Genomic DNA, 18,255 nt, shown 5'->3' on the forward strand with positions numbered 1-18,255 from the left:
TTCGGGCTTGAAGAAAGGGGCCCGAGATCACCCCTTGGTTTCGCGCAGGACGCGCGATCTTGACAGCCGCTCCTCCAGGGAGCGCCAGTAATTGCCGACCAGCAGCGAGCCGATCAGAAGCAGGCCGATGATCATGCCTTGAGCGTCGCCGCCGATCTGGTTGAGCGCCAGCACATTTCGGATGATGGCGATCAACAGCAGCGCCAGCATGACCCCCGTGAGCCGCCCCTTACCACCGAAGACGCTGACGCCGCCGAGCAGCACGATGGTGATGACATCGAGCTCCATGCCGAGCGCATTGTTGGCGCGGGCGTTGGAGAGGCGCGCGGTGTAGACGATGCCGGCGATGGCTGCGACCATGCCCGAAACGACGAACAGCTTCAGCACCATTTTGCGCGTATCGATGCCGGAATAACGCGCCACTTCGGGGCTGCCGCCGAGCGCATAGATGCGCTTGCCGGTCGGCGTCTTCTGCAGCACCACCGCGAAGATCGGCGCCAGCAGCAGGAACGGCACGATGGTCCACGGGATTTGTGTGCCCGGCAGATTGCTGATGCCGAAATCGACGACCGCCGGCGGCAATATGTTGACCGAACCGGTGCCGAGCAGGATGTAGCCAATGCCCCGATAGAGCGCCATGGTGCCGAGCGTCACCACCAGCGACTGCAGCCCCAGCCCTGAAACCAGATAGCCATTGAAGGCGCCGAGCAGGCCGCCGAAGACCAGCGTCAGCGGAATGGCCGCCAGCGTCGGCACGCCGCCCTGGACGAGCAGGCCAAACACCACGGATGTCAGCGCCAGCACCGAGGCGATCGACAGGTCGATCTCGCGGGTGATGATGAGCAGCGTCATCGGCAGGATCAGCAACGCCTTTTCCGAGGCGCTTGCGGCCAATTGCGAGAGGTTGAAGCCGGAGACGAAATTCGGCACGAAGACCGCCGCATAGATAAAGACGGCGAGGCAGGCGGTCGCCAGCAGCAGATCCCAGAAGTCGATCGAGCGGATAAACTTTCTCATCTCGCCCTCGCCTGTCTCGCCTGTTCGGCGCGCCGCACGATGAAGGTGTCGATGCCGATGGCAACCAGGATCACCAGGCCATAGACGCCCTGCAGCCAGAGCGGATCGACGCGCACCAGCGTCAGCCCGTTCTTGATGACCAAGAGCGTGAGCGCGCCAAGGATGATGCCGAGCAGCGTGCCCGAGCCGCCGCGGATGGCGACGCCGCCGACCACCGCAGAGGCGATCACCGTGAGTTCGAAGCCGAGCGCGACGCGGGCATCGATGGTGGCGTAGCGCGAAGCCCACAGGGCGCCGCACAGGCCGCCTAGCAGGCCGGCCATGCCGAAGGCCAGCAGGATGCGCCGGTCGACCGGAATGCCGATCAGCCTTGCGCCGTCCGGGTTGGAACCGGTGGCAAACAGCTCGCGCCCGGTTGCGGTGCGATAGAGCAGCACATAGCCGGCGCACAGGATGGCAATAGCGATGATGACGATCAGCGGCACGCCTGCGATCTTCAGCCCGGTCATGTCGAGCCAGGCTTGCGTGACTTCGTCGGCGCTGACCTGGTCGCCCGCCGCCCAGATCGAGTTGAAACCGCGGAAGATCGACATCGAAGCCAGCGTAACGACGATGGCCGGGATCTTTCCCCTGGTAACGACAAGGCCGTTGAGCAGTCCGGCAAAGCCGCCGACCGCGCAGGCGGTGATCAGGCCGATGCCGATGTCCAATCCGGGATAGGCCTGAACCATGCTGGCCGCCATATAGGCGGAGAGGCCGATCACAGCTGCGATCGACAGGTCGATGTTGCGGGTGATCAGCACCAGCATCTGCGCCAGTGCGGCGACAATCAGCAAGGCCGCGTCCATCGACACAGCGGTGAGGTTCGCCGCGCTCACCATGCGCGGGTTGATGATGGTGACCGGAATGGCGACGGCGAGCATCGCCGCAAGCAGGCCGAATTCCCGCCGCTTCAGAAAATCGAACGGTCCTTTTGCCTTTTCCTCCTCGGCGGCGCGTTCTATCTGCGCTGCCTGGCCGGCACGTTCATCGGTCCTGGTCGCCGATTCCAGTACCTTTTCCTGCGTGGCTTGCCCGCGCGAAAACTCAGCAGTCTGGCGGCCTTCGCGCAGCACGATAATGCGGTCGCACATGCCGATCAGCTCGGGCATCTCTGACGAGATCAGCAGGATCGCCATGCCTTGCGCGGCAAGGTCAGCGATCATTGCATGCACTTCCGCCTTGGTACCGACATCGATGCCTTGCGTCGGCTCGTCGAGGATGAGCACGCGCGGCTCGGTGCGCAGCCACTTGGCCAGCACCACCTTCTGCTGGTTGCCGCCGGATAACTCTTTCACCGGCTGCCCGTAGCCGGAAAAGCGCAGCTTCATGCGCTTCAGCCAGTCCGCCACCAGACCGATGGCGCGGTCGGTGCCGTAGAGACCGCGTTGTGCGGCCTTGTCGAGAACAGGTAGCACCGCATTGTCGAGGATGGAGAAATCCATCACCAGGCTCTGGCCCATGCGATCTTCCGACACATAGGCGATGCGCGCATCCATGGCGTCGCGCGCCGAGGCGAACTGCACGGGCTTGCCGTCGATCAGGATTTCGCCGGCGTCGGGCCGGTCGATACCGAACAGCACGCGCGCAATCTCGGTGCGTCCGCTGCCGACCAGACCGCCAAGGCCGAGCACCTCACCTGCGTGAAGCTTGAGGTCGATGCCGGTAAAGCCGCCGGCGCGCGAAAGTCCCTTCCCCTCCAGCACCAGCGCGTCTGAGGCATGGCGCCGTTCGGGATAGAGGTCGGTGACTTCGCGGCCGACCATCATGCTGATGGCGGCAGCGCGGCCAAGCTCGGCTTTCGGCTTGACGCCGATCAGGCGCCCGTCACGCAGCACCGCGATGCGGTCGGCGATGCGGAAGATTTCATCCATGCGGTGGCCGACGAACATCATCGCCACGCCGTGCAGCCTGAGATCGGCAACGACGGAAAACAGCCGCTCGACCTCGCGTTGCGACAATGCGGCCGTGGGCTCGTCCATGATCAGCACGCGGGCATCCAGCGACAGCGCGCGGGCGATCTCGACCAGTTGTTGTTCAGAGGTACGCAGTGTTCCCAGCCGCGTTGCCGCCGGCACGTCGAGCCCGACGGTGGCCAGCACCTTGCGGGCGCCGGCCAGCATGGCGGCATTGTCGATGCCGCCGAAGCGGTCGCGCGGCATGTGGCCGAGATAGATGTTCTCCGCCACCGACAGATCGGGAAACAGGCCAGGATGCTGGTGCATGACCGCAATGCCGGCCGCTTGCGCGTCATGCGGCGAATGGAAGACGGCTGATTTGCCGTCAACCTCGACATGACCGCTGGTGGGAGAATGCACACCGGCCAGAAGCTTCACGCAGGTGCTCTTGCCGGCGCCGTTTTCGCCAAGCAGCGCCAGCACCTCGCCGGAGCGCAATTCGAAGGAGGCGTCCTTGAGCGCAATCGTGCCGCCGAAAGCCTTCGCCGCCTGAACCAGCGCAACGGGAACAGCCCGCACCACCGCAGCGTCGGCTTCGCTTTGTGTGCCCGAGTGCAGCACGTCTCCTCCCGGTCTAGTTATTTTTTCAATTTGCTATATTAAATAGCGCAAAGGCGCAACGGCAAAAATTGACTTCCATGGTTCCGACGCGCACTGTCGCCGCCAACATAGGCACCGCAGGGTGCGCTCGGCCGCAGGTGGTTTGCGGGCTTCGCGCCGGGAGCGGGACATTTGGGGAGTGCGGGTTTTGTCAGGGAAAGGTAGCAATTCTGTCAAAGTTCGGCACTATAATGAGCGTTTCGTGCTCGACGCCATCCGCCGCCTCAAGGAAGCGTCCAAGTCCGATCTGGCGCGCGCGGCAAGCCTGACGCCGGCGGCGGTCGCTGCCATCGTCGACGGCTTGGAATCCTCCGGTTTCGTAAAGCAAGTGGGGAAAAGGTTCGGGCAACGCGGATCGCCCTCCACGCTTTACCGACTGACACCAGAACGCATCTACAGCGTCGGCATCAAGATCGGCCGGCGTGCGCTGGAAGCTGTTCTGGTCGACTTCGCCGGTGAAATCCGCGCAAGAGAGTCGCACGAATACCGCTTCCCCGATCCTGATCTGGTGCTGAAGGCCGGCAACATGGCGCTGGCCACGTTCGAGAAACTCGTCGACGGGCTTGGCGATGCAAGCATCGTCGGCGTCGGCATTGCCTCCCCCTATTTCCTCGGCGGCTGGAGCGAGGAACTCGGCTTTCCCGACGATCTCGGCAGCCGCTGGGAAACGATCGACCTGACGACATGCTTTGCCACGCCGGCAAAGACGCCGGTGTTCGTGGAAAACGACGCCACGTCGGCGGCGCTGGCCGAACTTGTCCAGGGCGCCGGCGCCCGCTTCCGCGATTTCATGCACATCTCGATCGACACTTTTGTCGGCGGCGGCCTGGTGCAAGGCGGCAGGGTCCACACGGGGCCGCATGGCAACAGCGCTGCCCTCGGACCCTTGCCGGTCTCGCCCTCAAGCCTCGATTCGGTGGCGGCGAAGCCTGCGCGCTACCAGAGCCTGCTGCATCGCGCCTCGATCTATGTGCTGGTCAATCACCTGAGGTCGCGCGGCGTAGTGATCAATCGTGTGCGGGAACTCGATCCGTTGCCACCCGAAGCGCGCTTGCCGCTGTTCGAATGGATCGACGATTGCGCGAGCGCGCTGGTCGAGGCGATCATCGCCATCACCTCCATCATCGACATCGAGGCCATCGTTCTCGACTCGATCCTGCCCAGGCCGATCCATCTCGAACTGCTGGCAAGGGTGCAGACCCAGTTCAACCAGGCCAGCGCAATCGGCATCGTGGCGCCGGAGATCGTGTCGGGGCAATTCGGCCCTGAGGCCTCCTCGATCGGCGCTGCCATGCTTCCGTTCTCGGCGCTGCTGGCGCCCGACAGCGGCGTGCTCATGATCGGCAAGGACCGGACGAAACTGCTGAGCGCTCTGTCCACGCTCGGTGGCGCCAAGGGAAACGGATCAAATCCGCCCACCGACCTGCCGGCCTGAGCGCAATGCGGCGCGCCCAACGCAGGCATCGGCCGCCCTTGCCCGCCATGGCTTGCACGCCTGCCCGCCTTCCGCTATAGAGCCGCCACCCGCGTAGACACCCTTGGAGGCAACGCGGCGGAAGGCTGCCTTCCCTTGTGATCCCGAACAAAGCTCCGCGTATGCGGTTTCTGGCATTCGGACATCCAGGCCTGGCGGCTTTCGACGTTTACGGTCCAGGCACACTGCCACCGCAAACGCTCCATAAAACGCGAAAGGAAATGCCATGAGCCACGATACTTACGAGCTCAAGGCCGAAGCGCGCGAACAGGTCGGTAAGGGGTCCGCCCGTGCAGTTCGCCGCAACGGTAAAGTGCCTGCAGTTATCTACGGCGACAGACAGCCTCCCCTGGCGATTGCGCTGAACTACAAGGACGTCTTCTACAAAATCCATGGCGGCGGGTTTTTGACCACGATCGCCACGATCGATGTCGACGGCAAGAAAATCCAGGTTCTGCCCAAGGATTTCCAGCTCGACCCGGTCAAGGATTTCCCGGTCCATGTCGACTTCCTGCGCATCGGCAAGGACACCGAGGTCAACGTCGACGTGCCCGTCCACTTCATCAATGAAGACAAGTCGCCCGGCATCAAACGCGGCGGCGTGCTCAACATCGTGCGTCACGAAGTCGAGTTCCACTGCCCGGCCAATGCGATCCCGGAATTCATCACCGTCGATCTCACCGGCGCCGACATCGGCGATTCGATCCACATCTCGGCGGTTACCTTGCCGGCCGGCGTCAAGCCGGTGATCTCCGATCGCGATTTCACCATCGCGACCATTGCCGGCTCCTCGGCGATGAAGCCGGAGACGGAAGAGACGGCGGAAGCGGCAGCCCCCGAAGCGGCGGCTCCTGCTGCCGAAGAGAAGTAATTTTCGGGCCCGGAGTTCACGATGCTTGTCTTTGCAGGCCTCGGCAATCCGGGCGCGAAATACGCTGATAACCGGCACAATGTCGGCTTCATGGCGGCGGACGCAATTGCCCGCCGCCATTCGTTTTCGCCCTGGTCGAAGAAGTTCCAGGGCCTGATCGCCGAAGGCACGATTGCCGGCGAAAAGATTCTTCTGATCAAGCCGCAGACCTTCATGAACCTGTCGGGACAGCCGGTCGGCGAAGCCCTGCGCTTCTACAAGCTCGGCCCCGAGGCGCTGACCGTCTTCTACGACGAGATCGACCTGCCGGCCGGCAAATTGCGGGTCAAGGTCGGCGGTGGCGCCGGCGGACACAACGGCATCCGTTCGCTCGACCAGCATGTCGGCAAGAACTTTCGCCGCGTGCGCATCGGCGTCGGCCATCCCGGCGTCCGGGAAATGGTGCAGTCCCATGTGCTCGGCGATTTCGCCAAGGCCGACCGCGAATGGCTGGACGTGCTGCTCGACACCATCGCCGACGATGCCGGGCTGCTGGCCAAGGGCGACGACAGTTCTTTCATGAACCGGGTGACGCTGGCCTTGCGCGACAAACTAACGCCAACCGGCGACGACGACCGGCCGCCGCCAAAGGCGCCGAAGGCTGAGGGCCCGAAAGCTCAAAGCCACATCCGCCAGGCACGGCCACAGCAGGCGCCGGCCAAGCTGCCGGAAAGCGGCCCTATGGCCGCCATGCTGAAGAAACTGTTCGGCAAGAAGGACTGAGCGTCGATAGGATCGGGACCGCGGGGCTTGACGTTGCTCACCCCTATCGCCCATAGCCCTCATCAAATTTCTAGTTTCCCGATAGGACCGGACACATGGGTTTCAAATGCGGCATCGTTGGCTTGCCCAACGTCGGCAAGTCGACGCTTTTCAACGCATTGACCAGGACGGCGGCGGCGCAGGCCGCCAACTATCCGTTCTGCACCATCGAACCGAACACCGGCGAGGTGGCGGTGCCTGATCCGCGGCTGCAGAAGATCGCCGCAATCGCCAAGTCTAAGGAGATCATCCCGACCCGCATCTCCTTCGTCGACATCGCCGGCCTGGTGCGCGGCGCCTCCAAGGGCGAAGGGCTGGGCAACCAGTTCCTCGCCAACATCCGTGAGGTCGACGCCATCGTGCATGTGCTGCGCTGTTTCGAGGATGACGACATCACCCATGTCGAGGGCAAGATCGACCCTGTCGCCGACGCCGATACGGTCGAGACCGAGCTGATGCTCGCCGACCTCGACAGCCTCGAGCGCCGCATCGTGCAGATCCGCAAGCGCGCCGGCAGCAAGGACAAGGAAGCAACCACCGTGCTGCCGATGATGGAGGCCGCACTCGAGCTCCTCCAGGCCGGCAAGCCGACCCGCATCCTGCTCAACGGCATTTCAGCGGAAGACCTGCGCATCCTGCAGGGACTGAACCTCTTGACCTCGCACCCCGTGCTCTATGTATGCAACGTCGCCGAAGCCGACGCCGCCACCGGCAACGAGCACACCAGGGCCGTGGAAAAGATGGCGACCGCGCAGGGCGCCGGCACCGTGGTGATCTCAGCCGCGATCGAAGCCGAAGTCGCCCAGCTCTCCGACGAGGAAGAGATGGAGTTCCTGTCCTCGCTCGGCCTCGACGAACCTGGCCTCAACAAGGTCATCCGCGCCGGCTACGATCTGTTGCATCTCATCACCTATTTCACCGCCGGGCCGAAGGAGACCCGCGCCTGGACGATCCACAAGGGCGACAAGGCCCCGCAGGCGGCCGGCGTCATCCACACCGATTTCGAGCGCGGCTTCATCCGCGCCCAGACCATCGCCTATAACGACTACGTCACACTGGGCGGCGAAGTGGCGGCCAAGGAAGCCGGCAAGGCGCGCGACGAAGGCAAGGAATATGTCGTCCAGGATGGCGATGTCCTGCTGTTCAAGTTCAACACCTGAGGCGCCGAGGCTCTCGCGGCTCGCGCGCTGACGGCGGCCGATCACGGCTTCGTCAAGTGGAGGAGCCGGCATGCCGCTTCGCTTGACTGCCCTTGGCACCGGGTCTATGGCCGTTTGCATGCGACTTGGCCGTCCCCGTGGGAACGGCGGCGCGTGCAAGACCCATCGCTATTAAACGAAACCTTGGGCTCAACCAACGGAGACCGGCGATGATCAAGGCCTTCGTCGTCGACAATGATCGCCTGCGCCTCGCCGACGATCTCGTGGCCAATGGCGATCAGGTCGTCTGGGCCGACCTTCTCAACCCGACCAAGGAAGAAGAAACAACGATCGAGACCTGGCTCGGCGTTGCCATCCCGACGCGCGAGGAGATGGAGGAGATCGAGATTTCGAGCCGCCTCTACATCGAGGACGGCGCCTACTTCATGACCGCCACCTTGCCAGCGCAGACCGAAATCGATGATCCCTTGATGTCACCGGTTACCTTTGTGCTTGCCGGCCCGAGACTGGTCACCATCCGTTATCATGAGCCGAAGGCGTTCAAGACCTTTCCCCTGCGCGCCGAGAAGGTGGCGACAGGCTGCACCACCGGCAACACCATCCTGATCGGCCTGCTGGAGGCGATCGTCGATCGCCTAGCCGATATTCTCGAACGCGCCGGCCGTGACATCGAGACGATCTCGCGCGATATCTTCGAAGCGCGGTCGACCAAGGTGAACAAGCGCAATCGCGACTTCCAGGAACTGCTCAAGGCCATCGGCCGCAAGGAGGACATTGCCTCCTCGATCCGCGACAGCCTTATCTCGCTGCAGCGCCTCACCGGCTTCCTTGCCCATGTCGCGACCCAGATCAAGATGAGCAAGGACGTCCGCGCCCGCATCAAGACAGTATCGCGCGACGTGCTGTCGCTCGCCGACCACGCCACCTTCCTGTCGCAGAAGATCTCGTTCCTGCTCGACGCGACGCTCGGCATGATCTCGATCGAGCAGAACGCCATAATCAAGATCTTCTCGGTCGCCGCCGTCATCTTCCTGCCGCCGACGCTGGTAGCTTCGATCTACGGCATGAATTTCGACGTCATCCCGGAGCTGAAATGGGAGCTCGGCTATCCCTTCGCCATCGGCCTGATGATCCTGTCGGCGATCCTGCCGTTCTGGTATTTCCGCCGCCGCGGCTGGTTGTAGGCCCAATAGAATTCGCTTGACCAAACGCCGCCCGGACGGCATCCGGATGCCCGGTGATCGTACAACCGGATTGGGATCATGACCGCAAAAAGCTGGGCCTACGAGGATTTCACCGAGGGCGCATCGATCGACCTCGGCGCCAAGCAGGTGAGTGCGGCCGAAATCATCGAATTCGCCACCGAATTCGACCCGCAGCCGATGCATCTCGACGAAGCCGCCGGCAAGGCCAGCATCCTTGGCGGCTTGGCCGCCTCCGGCTGGCACACCTGCGCGATCTTCATGCGCATGCTGTGCGACGCCTTCCTGCTCGACTCGACCGCGCAAGGCGCGCCCGGCATCGACCAGGTCAAATGGAAGAAGCCGGTGCTGGCCGGCGACACACTGGCCGGCAGCACCAGCGTGCTTGCCAGGCGCCTGTCGAAATCCAGGCCTCAGCTCGGCCTCGTCACCTTGCGCAGCGAACTGTTCAACCAGCGCGGTGAAAGCGTCTTCGAACTTGAGAACACTGTCATGTTCTTGACCCGCGAGGCCGGCGCATGAGTCTCGACGCGTTCTTCCGCATCGGCGATACCATCAACCTCGGTTCGCACACATTCGAAGCCGAGGCGATCAAGGCGTTCGCCCGCAAGTACGATCCACAGGTCTTTCATGTCGACGAGGAGGCGGCGAAGAAAAGCGTGTTCGGCCGCCTCTGCGCCTCAGGCTGGCACACCGCGGCCACCTGGATGAAGCTCAATCTCAAAAATCCTATGGACGCTTCTCAATGGACCGGACCCGGCCCGGTACCAGAATTCGGCCCCTCCCCCGGCTTCAGGAACCTGAAATGGCCAAAGCCGGTCTATGCCGGAGAAACCGTCACCTTCATGCGCACGGCCCTGTCCCACCGCCCGCTCGCCACCCGCCCCGGCTGGCGGCTGCTCGCGCTGCGCTCGGAAGGATTCGATTCTACGGGCGACAAGGTGCTGGAGTTCGACAGCGCGGTGCTGGTGAAGGCTGGGTAGGGCTAGGGTTTAGGCAGTAGGGATTAGGCAGCAGTGGGTGCTGCTCCTTGCACGGAATGCGGAGCTTCACTCCCTACTCCCTACTCCCTACTCCCTAATGCCCCTCAAACCCGATCAACGTCCGCACCGGCACGCCCAGCGCTTCGAGCTTCGCCCGTCCGCCGAGATCCGGCAGGTCGATGACGAAGCACGCGGCAAGAATATCGGCGCCGATCTGCCTCAGCAGCTTGACCGCCGCCTCCGCCGTGCCGCCGGTCGCGATCAGGTCGTCAACCAGGATCACCTTCTCGCCCGGCGCAACGCCGTCCTTGTGCATCTCCATCTCGTCCAGCCCGTATTCCAGGCTGTAGGCGACGCGTACCGTCTCGTAAGGCAGCTTGCCCTTCTTGCGGATCGGCACGAAGCCGGCCGAAAGCTGGTGCGCGACCGCACCGCCGAGGATGAAGCCACGCGCCTCGATGCCGGCGATCTTGTCGATCTTCTGGCCGGCATAGGGATGCACCAGCTCGTCGATGGCGCGGCGGAAGGCGCGCGCATTGCCGAGCAAAGTGGTGATGTCGCGAAACAGGATACCGGGCTTGGGGTAGTCCGGAATGGTGCGGATCGCGGCGAGCAGCGTGTCTTCGAGCGAGGATTTCATGGGTCGAGATTACCTGAAACGGAGGTTGTTGCGCGACAATTGTTCGATCGAACTGCAGCCCATCAGCTTCATGCCGCGCTCGATCTCGATCCGCATCTGCTCCAGCGCCCGCTCGACGCCCGGCTGTCCGGCCGCCGCCAAGGGGAACAGATAGTAGCGGCCGACGCCAACAGCCTTGGCGCCGAGCGACAGCGCCTTCAGCACATGGGTGCCGCGCTGCACGCCGCCATCCATGATGACGTCTATTCTGTCGCCGACGGCATCGACGATCTCGGCCAGTTGGTCGAACGCCGCCCGCGAGCCGTCCAGCTGCCGGCCGCCATGGTTGGACAGCACAATGCCGCTGCAGCCGATCTCGACGGCGCGCTTGGCATCCTCCACCGACATGACGCCCTTGAGACAGAACGGACCTCCCCACAGTCTGCCCATCTCGGCAACATCGTCCCAGGTCATCGACGGATCGAGCATCTCGGTGAAGTAGCGGCTGATCGACATCGTGCCGCCGCCCATGTCGACATGCTCGTCGAGCTGCGGCAGCTTGAACCCCTCATGGGTGAAATAGTTGATCGCCCATCCCGGCTTCAGCGCGAACTGCAGCATGCCGGCAAGGTTGAGCTTGAAGGGGATGGCAAAGCCGGTGCGCTTGTCGCGCTCGCGGTTGCCTCCGGTGATGCTGTCGACGGTCAGCATCATCACTTCGACTCCAACCGCTTTCGCCCGCTGCATCATCGCCCGGTTGAGGCCGCGATCCCGGTGGAAATAGAACTGGTAGACCTGCGGGCTGCTGCTGATCTTGCGCGCTTCCTCAAGACTGACGGTGCCGAGCGAGGACACGCCAAACATAGTGCCGAATTTGGCCGAAGCCTTGGCCACCGCGCGCTCGCCTTGATGATGGAACAGCCGCTGCAAGGCGGTCGGCGAGCAATAGACGGGCATGGCCAGCTTCTGGCCCATCACCGTCACCGACATGTCGATCTCGCTTACCCCGCGCAGCACGTTGGGAACGAGGTCGCAGCGCTCGAAACTCTCGGTGTTGCGGCGATAGGTGACCTCGTCGTCGGCCGCGCCATCGATGTAGTTGAAGATTGGGCCCGGCAACCGCTGCTGGGCCATGCGCCGGAAATCGGAAAAGTTGTGACAGTCGCGTAGCCGCATCATCGATCCAAATGCCCCTCTAGCCGGCTATCCGCCGGGCGCGCGTGCAATACCAATCGCATGGCGCCGTGCCAACGGACTTCTTACTGGACGGCTGCTGCGCCAAGATGCGAACCATGTCCGGTTTGGCAAGCAAAAAGGGCGTCCGAAGACGCCCTTTCCATTTCCGAGGAATAAGATGCGGCTTAGTGCGCCACGCCTTCCCATACCTTGCGCTTGGTCAGATACATCAGCGCCCCGAACAGAAGCAGAAACACCAGCACGCGGAAGCCGGTCTTCTTGCGGTCTTCCATATGCGGCTCGGCCGCCCACATCAGGAACGCCGAGACGTCGCGCGAATACTGGTCGATCGTCTGCGGCGAACCGTCATCATAGGTGACCTGGCCGTCGGAGAGCGGCTTGGGCATCTTCAGCGACACGCCGGACATGAAGTATGGATTGTAGTGGGTGCCTTCGGGGATCACCATGCCGGCAGGTGGCGTCTCGTCGTAGCCGGTCAGCAGCGAATGGATGTAGTCCGGGCCGCCCTGCGCATATTGCGTGAAGATGTCGAAGACGAAGCGCGGGAAGCCGCGCTCGACGCCGCGCGCCTTGGCCAGCAGCGACATATCCGGTGGGGCAGCGCCGCCGTTGGAAGCGGCAGCCGCCTCCTCATTGGCGAACGGCGCCGGGAAATGGTCTGACGGCTTGCCCGGCCGGTCGAACATGTCGCCGGCATCGTTGGGTCCATCATGGATGGTGTACTCGGCCGACAGCGACTTGATCTGCGCTTCCGAATAGCCGAGGTCCTCCAGCGTGCGGAACGCCACCAAATTCATCGAGTGGCAGGCCGAGCAGACTTCCTTGTAGACCTTCAGGCCACGCTGCAGCTGCGCCTTGTCGTAGGTGCCGAACGGACCGGCAAAAGTCCAGTCCATCTCCTTCGGCTCGTGGATCGGGAAATGCGTCGGTGCCGCCGCGTTGTGCGCCTCTTCAGCGGCGATCGCCACACTGCCGACGGCTCCGATGCCAGCGGCAAACACGCCTAGCAGGGCGAGCGAGGTGAGAATCTTTTTCATGCCAAATCCCCTTAGATTCTCACTCAGCCTTTGGTTTCCGGCGCGGCGGTCGCACCGGCCGGATGTCCTCCTCCGGCACCCTTGTTCTTCTCCAGCACCGCCTCGGTGATCGAATTCGGCAGTCTGCGTGGCGTCTCGATCAGGCCAAGCACCGGCAGGATGACGAGGAAGAACGCGAAGTAGAACAGTGTCGCCGCTTGAGCGTAGCCAACGTAGTTGCCCGAGACCTCACCTATCAGGAGGGTCAACAGACCGCCGCCTTCCGCCGGCTGCGAGCCAAGCCAGCCAAGCAGGACAGCGTCGGCGACGAACAGCCAGAAGAACAGCTTGTACCAGGGGCGGTAGACCGCCGAGCGCACCTTGGAGGTGTCGAGCCAAGGCACCAGGAACAGCATGACGATGGCGCCGAACATGCACAGCACGCCGCCGAGCTTGGAGTTGATCGGCCCGATGTTGAAGGTGATGGCGCGCAGGATCGCGTAGAACGGCAGGAAGTACCATTCCGGCACGATGTGGGCCGGCGTCTTCAGCGGGTTGGCGATCGTGTAATTGTCCGGATGACCGAGAAAGTTCGGCAGGTAGAAGACGAAATAGGCGAAGAAGAACAGGAACACGATCATGCCGAATGCATCCTTGATGGTCGCATAGGGCGTAAAGGCAACGGTGTCGGTCTTCGATTTCACCTCGATGCCGGTCGGGTTCGACTGGCCGACCACGTGCAGCGCCCAGACGTGCAGCACGACGACGCCGGCGATCATGAACGGCAGCAGGTAATGCAGCGCAAAGAAGCGGTTGAGCGTCGGGTTGTCGACGGCGAAACCGCCGAGCAGCAGTTCCTGGATCCAGTTGCCGACCAGCGGAATGGCGCTGAAGAAGCCGGTGATGACGGTGGCACCCCAGAAGCTCATCTGACCCCAGGGCAGCACATAGCCCATGAAGCCGGTCGCCATCATCAGCAGATAGATGATGCAGCCGAGGATCCACAGCAGCTCGCGCGGCGCCTTGTAGGAGCCGTAATAAAGCCCGCGGAAGATGTGGATGTAGACGGCGACGAAGAAGAACGAGGCGCCGTTGGAATGCATGTAGCGCAACAGCCAGCCCGAATTGACGTCGCGCATGATCTTCTCGACCGAATTGAAGGCGAGATTGGTGTCGGCGGTATAGTGCATGGCCAGCACGATACCGGTCAGGATCTGCGCCACCAGCATGATCGTGAGGATGCCGCCGAAGGTCCACGCATAGTTGAGGTTGCGCGGCACCGGATAGGCGATGAAGCTGTCATAGACCATGCGCGGCAGCGGCATGCGGGCGTCGAACCAGCGTTCGATACCGGTCTTGGGCGTATAGGTCGAGTGTCCCTCGCTCATCGAATTATCCCCTGCCTCAACCGATAAGGATTTTGGTATCGGAAATGAACTTGAATACCGGCACGGCCATATTTTCCGGCGCCGGGCCTTTGCGGATGCGGCCGGCGGTATCGTACACCGAACCGTGGCACGGGCAGAACCAGCCGCCGAAATCGCCTTCCTGGCCAAGCGGAATGCACCCCAGATGCGTGCAAACCTGCACCATCACCATCCAGGCTTCCTTGCCGGGCGTGGTGCGGTTGGCGTCGGTCGCCGGCGCATCGGCGGGCAGATTGGCGTTGCGGGCAATAGGATCCTTGAGGTCGGCAAGGTTCACGGCCTCGCCGTCCTTCATCTCCTGCTCGGTGCGGTTGCGCACCACGACCGGCTTGCCGCGCCATTTGACAATCAGCGACATGCCAGGCGTCAGCGAGGCGACATCAACCTCAACCGAGGCGAGCGCCAGCGTCGAGGCATCGGGGCGCATCTGGTCGATGAACGGCCAGGCAACGGCGCCTGCGCCAACGACTGCGGCCATGCCGGTGGCGACGTAGAGAAAATCACGACGGTTGGGATCCTGGGTGTCGGTTGCGCTCACGGGTGCCTGATCCTTTCGCCTCTTCCGAGCCGGCGGCCGAGCTTTGTCCCCGCTCCATCGCGCCGGCCCGACAGCGCATGGCGAACAAGCTAGCGAATTCCTCCGGCATTTGGATTTCGGTTTATGCGTGAAGCCCGTTTTTGTCCAGCGGGCTGAAGCCACAAGGGCAGATTGTCGCGGGGACAGAACAGCGCGTCAGTTGGCCAGATGCCCAAAGGTCGGCAAAGGCGGCTAAACAACAGGGAAATATCAGCAAATCCGAGGCTCCCCGCCTGTCTCGACAGGATAGGTTGCCGTGATCTAGTTTCGCCGGCATGGCACATATTATCGACCGCGAGACCTGGACCAGGACGCCCGGCCGCTGGCAGGGCGAACTGCAATGCGGCGCCTACGACTCCAACTCCTGCCTGATTTTCAACTATCAGGAAGAGATTGGCGGCGGCCCGCGCCTGCACACGCATCCCTATTGTGAAATCTTCATCATCCGGCAAGGCACCGGCCTGTTCACGATCGGCGACCAGCAGATAGAGGCCACGGCCGGCCAGATCCTGATCGTGCCGCCCGATACGCCGCACAAATTCACCAATCTTGGCCCAGGCCCGCTCGAAACGACCGACATCCACGAAAACGGCAGCTTCATCACCGAATGGCTGGAATGATTGTTGCCGGCTGGTGACCTCTAGCTTGCACCGAGCCTGACCAGCACGGCCCTTGGGATATCGTATTCGCGGATGGCCGACTCATGCCGGCGCAGGCCGCAGAGTTCACGCTGGATGAAATAGGCGTGCACCGCCGCGGCAGCCTCCTTGAGCAGCCGCGGTCGCTGCTCCTCGTCGCCGTTGTTCTGACGGAGCTTGGCCAGCGTTTCCTCGACCCGTTGGCCGGCACGGCCGAGCGCTGCGGCCTTTTCAGCCAATATCTCATGGCCGAGGGCGTCGAACGCGGCTTCGGCAGCCGAGGCGCCTAGGGATGGCGGACGCAGTGACATCTCAGCCTCCTTTTATGTCTTGAGAGAGCATCATGCGGTGCGTGACGAATTCTTCGCTCACCACCGGCTGGAAACCAAGCCGTTCATAGAACCCAAAGGCTTCTTGTGGCGCGCGGGTGTTCAGCACGGCAAAATGCTGACGTGCCCTGTCAATGACGGTCTCGACCAGCATGCGGCCAATGCCGCTGCGGCGATGACGCGCGCTGACGAACAGGTGCCTGACCCGGCCGCGGTCCCTGCCTTCGAAATAAGGATCGATGTTCAACCCGCACACACCAGCGAGTTCTCGGCCATGCCATGCACCAAACAGCGCCTCGCCTCGTTTCAGGAACTTGTTGCGGCCGCCCGCCCAGCCATCCGCCAGCCGCACCAGCATCCAGTAGCCTTCCAGCCGGCTCTCCTCCTTCAGCGCATCGAAGGCCGGCGCGGTTGGCCGCAGCCGCTTGAGGACGTAGCCGATATCAGGCGACGCTGCCATGCCCTACTCCGCCGGCCGTGTCTCTTCCAGCACGCTTTCCTCGTGGTAGAGGAAGCCGCCGGACTGCCGCTTCCACAGCCGCGCATAGAGCCCGTCGAGCGCCACCAGCTCGTCATGCGTGCCCTGTTCGACGATGCGGCCTCCGTCCAGCACCACAAGACGGTCGAGCGCGGCGATGGTCGACAGCCGGTGCGCTATGGCGATGACCGTCTTGTTCTCCATCAGCCTGGCCAGATTCTCCTGGATCGCCGCCTCGATGTCGGAATCGAGCGCCGAGGTCGCCTCGTCGAGGATCAGGATCGGCGCATCCTTGAGGAAGACGCGGGCGATCGCGACGCGCTGGCGCTGGCCGCCCGACAGTTTCACGCCGCGCTCGCCGACAAAAGCCTCGTAGCCGGTACGGTCCCGGTTGTCGCGCAGGCCCAATATGAACTCGTGCGCCTCGGCCTTCTTCGCCGCCGCGATCACCTCGGCGTCAGTTGCATCCGGCATGCCGAGCTTGATGTTGTCGCGTAGCGAGCGGTGGAACAGCGCCGTGTCCTGGCTGACCACGCCGATATTGGCGCGCAGCGAGTTCTGCGTCACCTCGGCGACGTCTTGCCCGTCGATCAGGATTTTCCCGCTCTCGAGGTCGTAGAGGCGCAGGATGAGATTGGCTAAGGTCGTCTTGCCCGCACCGGACGGCCCGACCAGCCCGACCTTCTCGCCAGGCTTGACCACAAGGTCGATGCCATTCAGCACGCCAAAACCCTTGCCGTAGTGGAACTCGACATTCTTCACCTCGATGCGGCCGCCGGCGACGACAAGCTCTTTCGCATCCGGCGCATCGACAAGGCCAAGCGGCTGCGAGATCAGCGCCTTGGAGTTTTCCAAGACGCCGAGATTTCGCAATATGCCGTTGAGCTGCATCATCACGCGCCCGAGCAGCATGTTGAGCCGCAAGACCAGCGACAGCGTGAACGCGACGGCGCCGACGGTGATCGACCCTTCGACCCAGAGATAGACGGCAAAGCAGCCAATCGCGGTGATCATGATGCCCGACAGCGTCGTCAGCGCCATGCGCACGCCGGTCAGCCGGCGGGTGAAGGGCCGTAGTGCATCGAGATAGATGTCGAAGCCGTTCTTGATGTAGCGGTCGTCGCCGTCGGCCGAGAACAGCTTCAGCGTCTGCACGTTGGAATAGGAATCGATGATGCGCCCATTGATCATCGAGCCAGCTTCAGCCGTGGCCTCGGCATGCCTGCGGATCGAGGGCAGATAGAGCTTGGCCAGCCAGGCGAACGCGAGGATCCAGATCACCACCAGCACGGCCAGGCGCAGATCCAGCCCGGCGACCAGCGCCAAGGTCGTCACCGTATAGATGAGCATGAACCAGATGACCTCGATGAAGCTCTCCATCAGGTCGCCGGTCGCCTGCCCCGCCTGCCAGACTTTTGTCGCGATACGGCCGGCGAAATCGTTCTGGAAGAAGGTGTAGGACTGGCGCGATACGTGCCGGTGCGCCTGCCAGCGCACCAGATTGTAGAACCCCGGCGTGATCGTCTGTTCGTTGACCAGCGCCGACAGGCCGACGACGATGGTGCGGATGACCAGCACCACTGCGATCATGAAGACAAGCTCAGGCCCGGCGGCGGTCCACAGCGCGTCCCAGCTGCGTTCACCGGGAAGCTGATCGAGAATATCGACCAGCCGCCCGACGAAGTAGAAAAGCCCGGCCTCGATCAGCGGCGCGATGCCGCCGATGACAAGCATGGCGAAGAAGGCGAACTTCGCCTGGCCGACATAGTGCCAGAGGAAGCCGCCGACGCTTGACGGTGGCCGAAGGTCCGCCGGCTCCCTGAACGGATAGACCCAGTCCTCGAACCAGCGATAGACGGCTGTCATCAT

General features: G+C 63.1%; 18 protein-coding genes. 8 read left to right on the forward strand and 10 right to left on the reverse strand.

Features of this window, described 5'->3' with window-relative positions; translation table 11 throughout:
* Positions 1-27 precede the first annotated feature (27 nt).
* Positions 28-1,017 (reverse strand): ABC transporter permease, encoded by a 990-nt coding sequence (locus tag NKJ64_RS03075; RefSeq protein ID WP_023670040.1) that lies wholly within the window; start codon positions 1,015-1,017, stop codon positions 28-30.
* Positions 1,014-3,575, reverse strand: coding sequence for an ATP-binding cassette domain-containing protein (locus tag NKJ64_RS03080; protein WP_352461952.1), 2,562 nt, complete (start codon positions 3,573-3,575; stop codon positions 1,014-1,016). The genes NKJ64_RS03075 and NKJ64_RS03080 overlap by 4 nt, the downstream gene beginning before the upstream one ends.
* Before the next feature lie 241 nt (positions 3,576-3,816).
* Between NKJ64_RS03080 and NKJ64_RS03085 the strand changes: the two genes are divergently transcribed.
* From NKJ64_RS03085 to NKJ64_RS03115, 7 genes are all read left to right on the forward strand, one after another.
* Entirely contained in the window at positions 3,817-5,049 is a 1,233-nt protein-coding gene (locus NKJ64_RS03085; protein WP_352461954.1) for an ROK family transcriptional regulator, read from the forward strand.
* A 265-nt stretch (positions 5,050-5,314) separates the two neighbouring features.
* Complete coding sequence (locus tag NKJ64_RS03090; protein ID WP_023686131.1) at positions 5,315-5,959, forward strand: 50S ribosomal protein L25/general stress protein Ctc; 645 nt, start codon at positions 5,315-5,317, stop codon at positions 5,957-5,959.
* A gap of 21 nt (positions 5,960-5,980) precedes the next feature.
* Complete coding sequence (gene pth, locus NKJ64_RS03095) at positions 5,981-6,721, forward strand: aminoacyl-tRNA hydrolase (RefSeq protein WP_023701571.1); 741 nt, start codon at positions 5,981-5,983, stop codon at positions 6,719-6,721.
* Positions 6,722-6,816: 95 nt separating this feature from the next.
* Positions 6,817-7,920, forward strand: a complete 1,104-nt coding sequence (gene ychF / locus NKJ64_RS03100; RefSeq protein ID WP_023686133.1) for a redox-regulated ATPase YchF — start codon at positions 6,817-6,819, stop codon at positions 7,918-7,920.
* Between the two features lie 209 nt (positions 7,921-8,129).
* The gene (gene corA / locus NKJ64_RS03105) at positions 8,130-9,104 is read left to right on the forward strand and encodes a magnesium/cobalt transporter CorA (protein WP_023701569.1); all 975 of its coding nucleotides are present in this window, start codon (positions 8,130-8,132) and stop codon (positions 9,102-9,104) included.
* Between the two features lie 78 nt (positions 9,105-9,182).
* On the forward strand, positions 9,183-9,644 hold the full coding sequence (locus NKJ64_RS03110) for a MaoC family dehydratase (RefSeq protein ID WP_023670033.1): 462 nt from the start codon (positions 9,183-9,185) through the stop codon (positions 9,642-9,644).
* Positions 9,641-10,105, forward strand: a complete 465-nt coding sequence (locus NKJ64_RS03115; protein WP_023695809.1) for a MaoC family dehydratase — start codon at positions 9,641-9,643, stop codon at positions 10,103-10,105. Before NKJ64_RS03110 ends, NKJ64_RS03115 begins: the two co-directional genes overlap by 4 nt.
* 94 nt (positions 10,106-10,199) lie before the next feature.
* Here the strand turns inward: NKJ64_RS03115 and NKJ64_RS03120 are convergent, their stop codons facing one another.
* The 5 genes from NKJ64_RS03120 to petA all read right to left on the reverse strand — a co-directional run bounded on the left by NKJ64_RS03120 (position 10,200) and on the right by petA (position 14,902).
* Positions 10,200-10,745: an adenine phosphoribosyltransferase gene (locus NKJ64_RS03120; protein ID WP_013529989.1), complete on the reverse strand. Its 546-nt coding sequence runs from the start codon at positions 10,743-10,745 to the stop codon at positions 10,200-10,202.
* Between the two features lie 9 nt (positions 10,746-10,754).
* Positions 10,755-11,900, reverse strand: coding sequence for an alpha-hydroxy acid oxidase (locus tag NKJ64_RS03125; protein ID WP_352462036.1), 1,146 nt, complete (start codon positions 11,898-11,900; stop codon positions 10,755-10,757).
* A gap of 185 nt (positions 11,901-12,085) precedes the next feature.
* Entirely contained in the window at positions 12,086-12,958 is an 873-nt protein-coding gene (locus NKJ64_RS03130) for a cytochrome c1 (protein WP_023670029.1), read from the reverse strand.
* Positions 12,959-12,981: 23 nt separating this feature from the next.
* Positions 12,982-14,325: a cytochrome b gene (locus NKJ64_RS03135; protein WP_023670028.1), complete on the reverse strand. Its 1,344-nt coding sequence runs from the start codon at positions 14,323-14,325 to the stop codon at positions 12,982-12,984.
* Between the two features lie 16 nt (positions 14,326-14,341).
* Entirely contained in the window at positions 14,342-14,902 is a 561-nt protein-coding gene (gene petA, locus NKJ64_RS03140; protein ID WP_023670027.1) for a ubiquinol-cytochrome c reductase iron-sulfur subunit, read from the reverse strand.
* Positions 14,903-15,216: 314 nt separating this feature from the next.
* On the opposite strand from petA, the gene NKJ64_RS03145 reads away from it, so the two are divergent.
* Positions 15,217-15,561, forward strand: a complete 345-nt coding sequence (locus tag NKJ64_RS03145; protein WP_023683696.1) for a cupin domain-containing protein — start codon at positions 15,217-15,219, stop codon at positions 15,559-15,561.
* Positions 15,562-15,581: 20 nt separating this feature from the next.
* Here NKJ64_RS03145 and NKJ64_RS03150 read toward each other — a convergent pair whose 3' ends face one another.
* Genes NKJ64_RS03150 through NKJ64_RS03160 form a run of 3 tightly spaced genes read right to left on the reverse strand, consistent with a single transcriptional unit; the run spans position 15,582 to position 18,255 of the window.
* On the reverse strand, positions 15,582-15,890 hold the full coding sequence (locus NKJ64_RS03150) for a DUF6665 family protein (RefSeq protein ID WP_023670023.1): 309 nt from the start codon (positions 15,888-15,890) through the stop codon (positions 15,582-15,584).
* 1 nt (position 15,891) lies between these two features.
* Positions 15,892-16,368, reverse strand: a complete 477-nt coding sequence (locus NKJ64_RS03155) for a GNAT family N-acetyltransferase (protein ID WP_352461955.1) — start codon at positions 16,366-16,368, stop codon at positions 15,892-15,894.
* Positions 16,369-16,371: 3 nt separating this feature from the next.
* Positions 16,372-18,255 (reverse strand): ABC transporter ATP-binding protein, encoded by a 1,884-nt coding sequence (locus tag NKJ64_RS03160; protein WP_023806006.1) that lies wholly within the window; start codon positions 18,253-18,255, stop codon positions 16,372-16,374.

This window comes from Mesorhizobium sp. M0062, from assembly GCF_040323125.1.
Lineage (GTDB): Bacteria > Pseudomonadota > Alphaproteobacteria > Rhizobiales > Rhizobiaceae > Mesorhizobium.

Bases quoted from the DNA above. Each gene is read 5' to 3' on its own strand.
- NKJ64_RS03075 (WP_023670040.1), bottom strand. From the start codon at position 1,017: ATGAGAAAGTTTATCCGCTCGATCGACTTCTGGGATCTGCTGCTGGCG.
- NKJ64_RS03090 (WP_023686131.1), top strand. From the start codon at position 5,315: ATGAGCCACGATACTTACGAGCTCAAGGCCGAAGCGCGCGAACAGGTC.
- pth (WP_023701571.1), top strand. From the start codon at position 5,981: ATGCTTGTCTTTGCAGGCCTCGGCAATCCGGGCGCGAAATACGCTGAT.
- ychF (WP_023686133.1), top strand. From the start codon at position 6,817: ATGGGTTTCAAATGCGGCATCGTTGGCTTGCCCAACGTCGGCAAGTCG.
- corA (WP_023701569.1), top strand. From the start codon at position 8,130: ATGATCAAGGCCTTCGTCGTCGACAATGATCGCCTGCGCCTCGCCGAC.
- NKJ64_RS03110 (WP_023670033.1), top strand. From the start codon at position 9,183: ATGACCGCAAAAAGCTGGGCCTACGAGGATTTCACCGAGGGCGCATCG.
- NKJ64_RS03115 (WP_023695809.1), top strand. From the start codon at position 9,641: ATGAGTCTCGACGCGTTCTTCCGCATCGGCGATACCATCAACCTCGGT.
- NKJ64_RS03120 (WP_013529989.1), bottom strand. From the start codon at position 10,745: ATGAAATCCTCGCTCGAAGACACGCTGCTCGCCGCGATCCGCACCATT.
- NKJ64_RS03125 (WP_352462036.1), bottom strand. From the start codon at position 11,900: ATGCGGCTACGCGACTGTCACAACTTTTCCGATTTCCGGCGCATGGCC.
- NKJ64_RS03130 (WP_023670029.1), bottom strand. From the start codon at position 12,958: ATGAAAAAGATTCTCACCTCGCTCGCCCTGCTAGGCGTGTTTGCCGCT.
- NKJ64_RS03135 (WP_023670028.1), bottom strand. From the start codon at position 14,325: ATGAGCGAGGGACACTCGACCTATACGCCCAAGACCGGTATCGAACGC.
- NKJ64_RS03145 (WP_023683696.1), top strand. From the start codon at position 15,217: ATGGCACATATTATCGACCGCGAGACCTGGACCAGGACGCCCGGCCGC.
- NKJ64_RS03150 (WP_023670023.1), bottom strand. From the start codon at position 15,890: ATGTCACTGCGTCCGCCATCCCTAGGCGCCTCGGCTGCCGAAGCCGCG.
- NKJ64_RS03155 (WP_352461955.1), bottom strand. From the start codon at position 16,368: ATGGCAGCGTCGCCTGATATCGGCTACGTCCTCAAGCGGCTGCGGCCA.
- NKJ64_RS03160 (WP_023806006.1), bottom strand. From the start codon at position 18,255: ATGATGACAGCCGTCTATCGCTGGTTCGAGGACTGGGTCTATCCGTTC.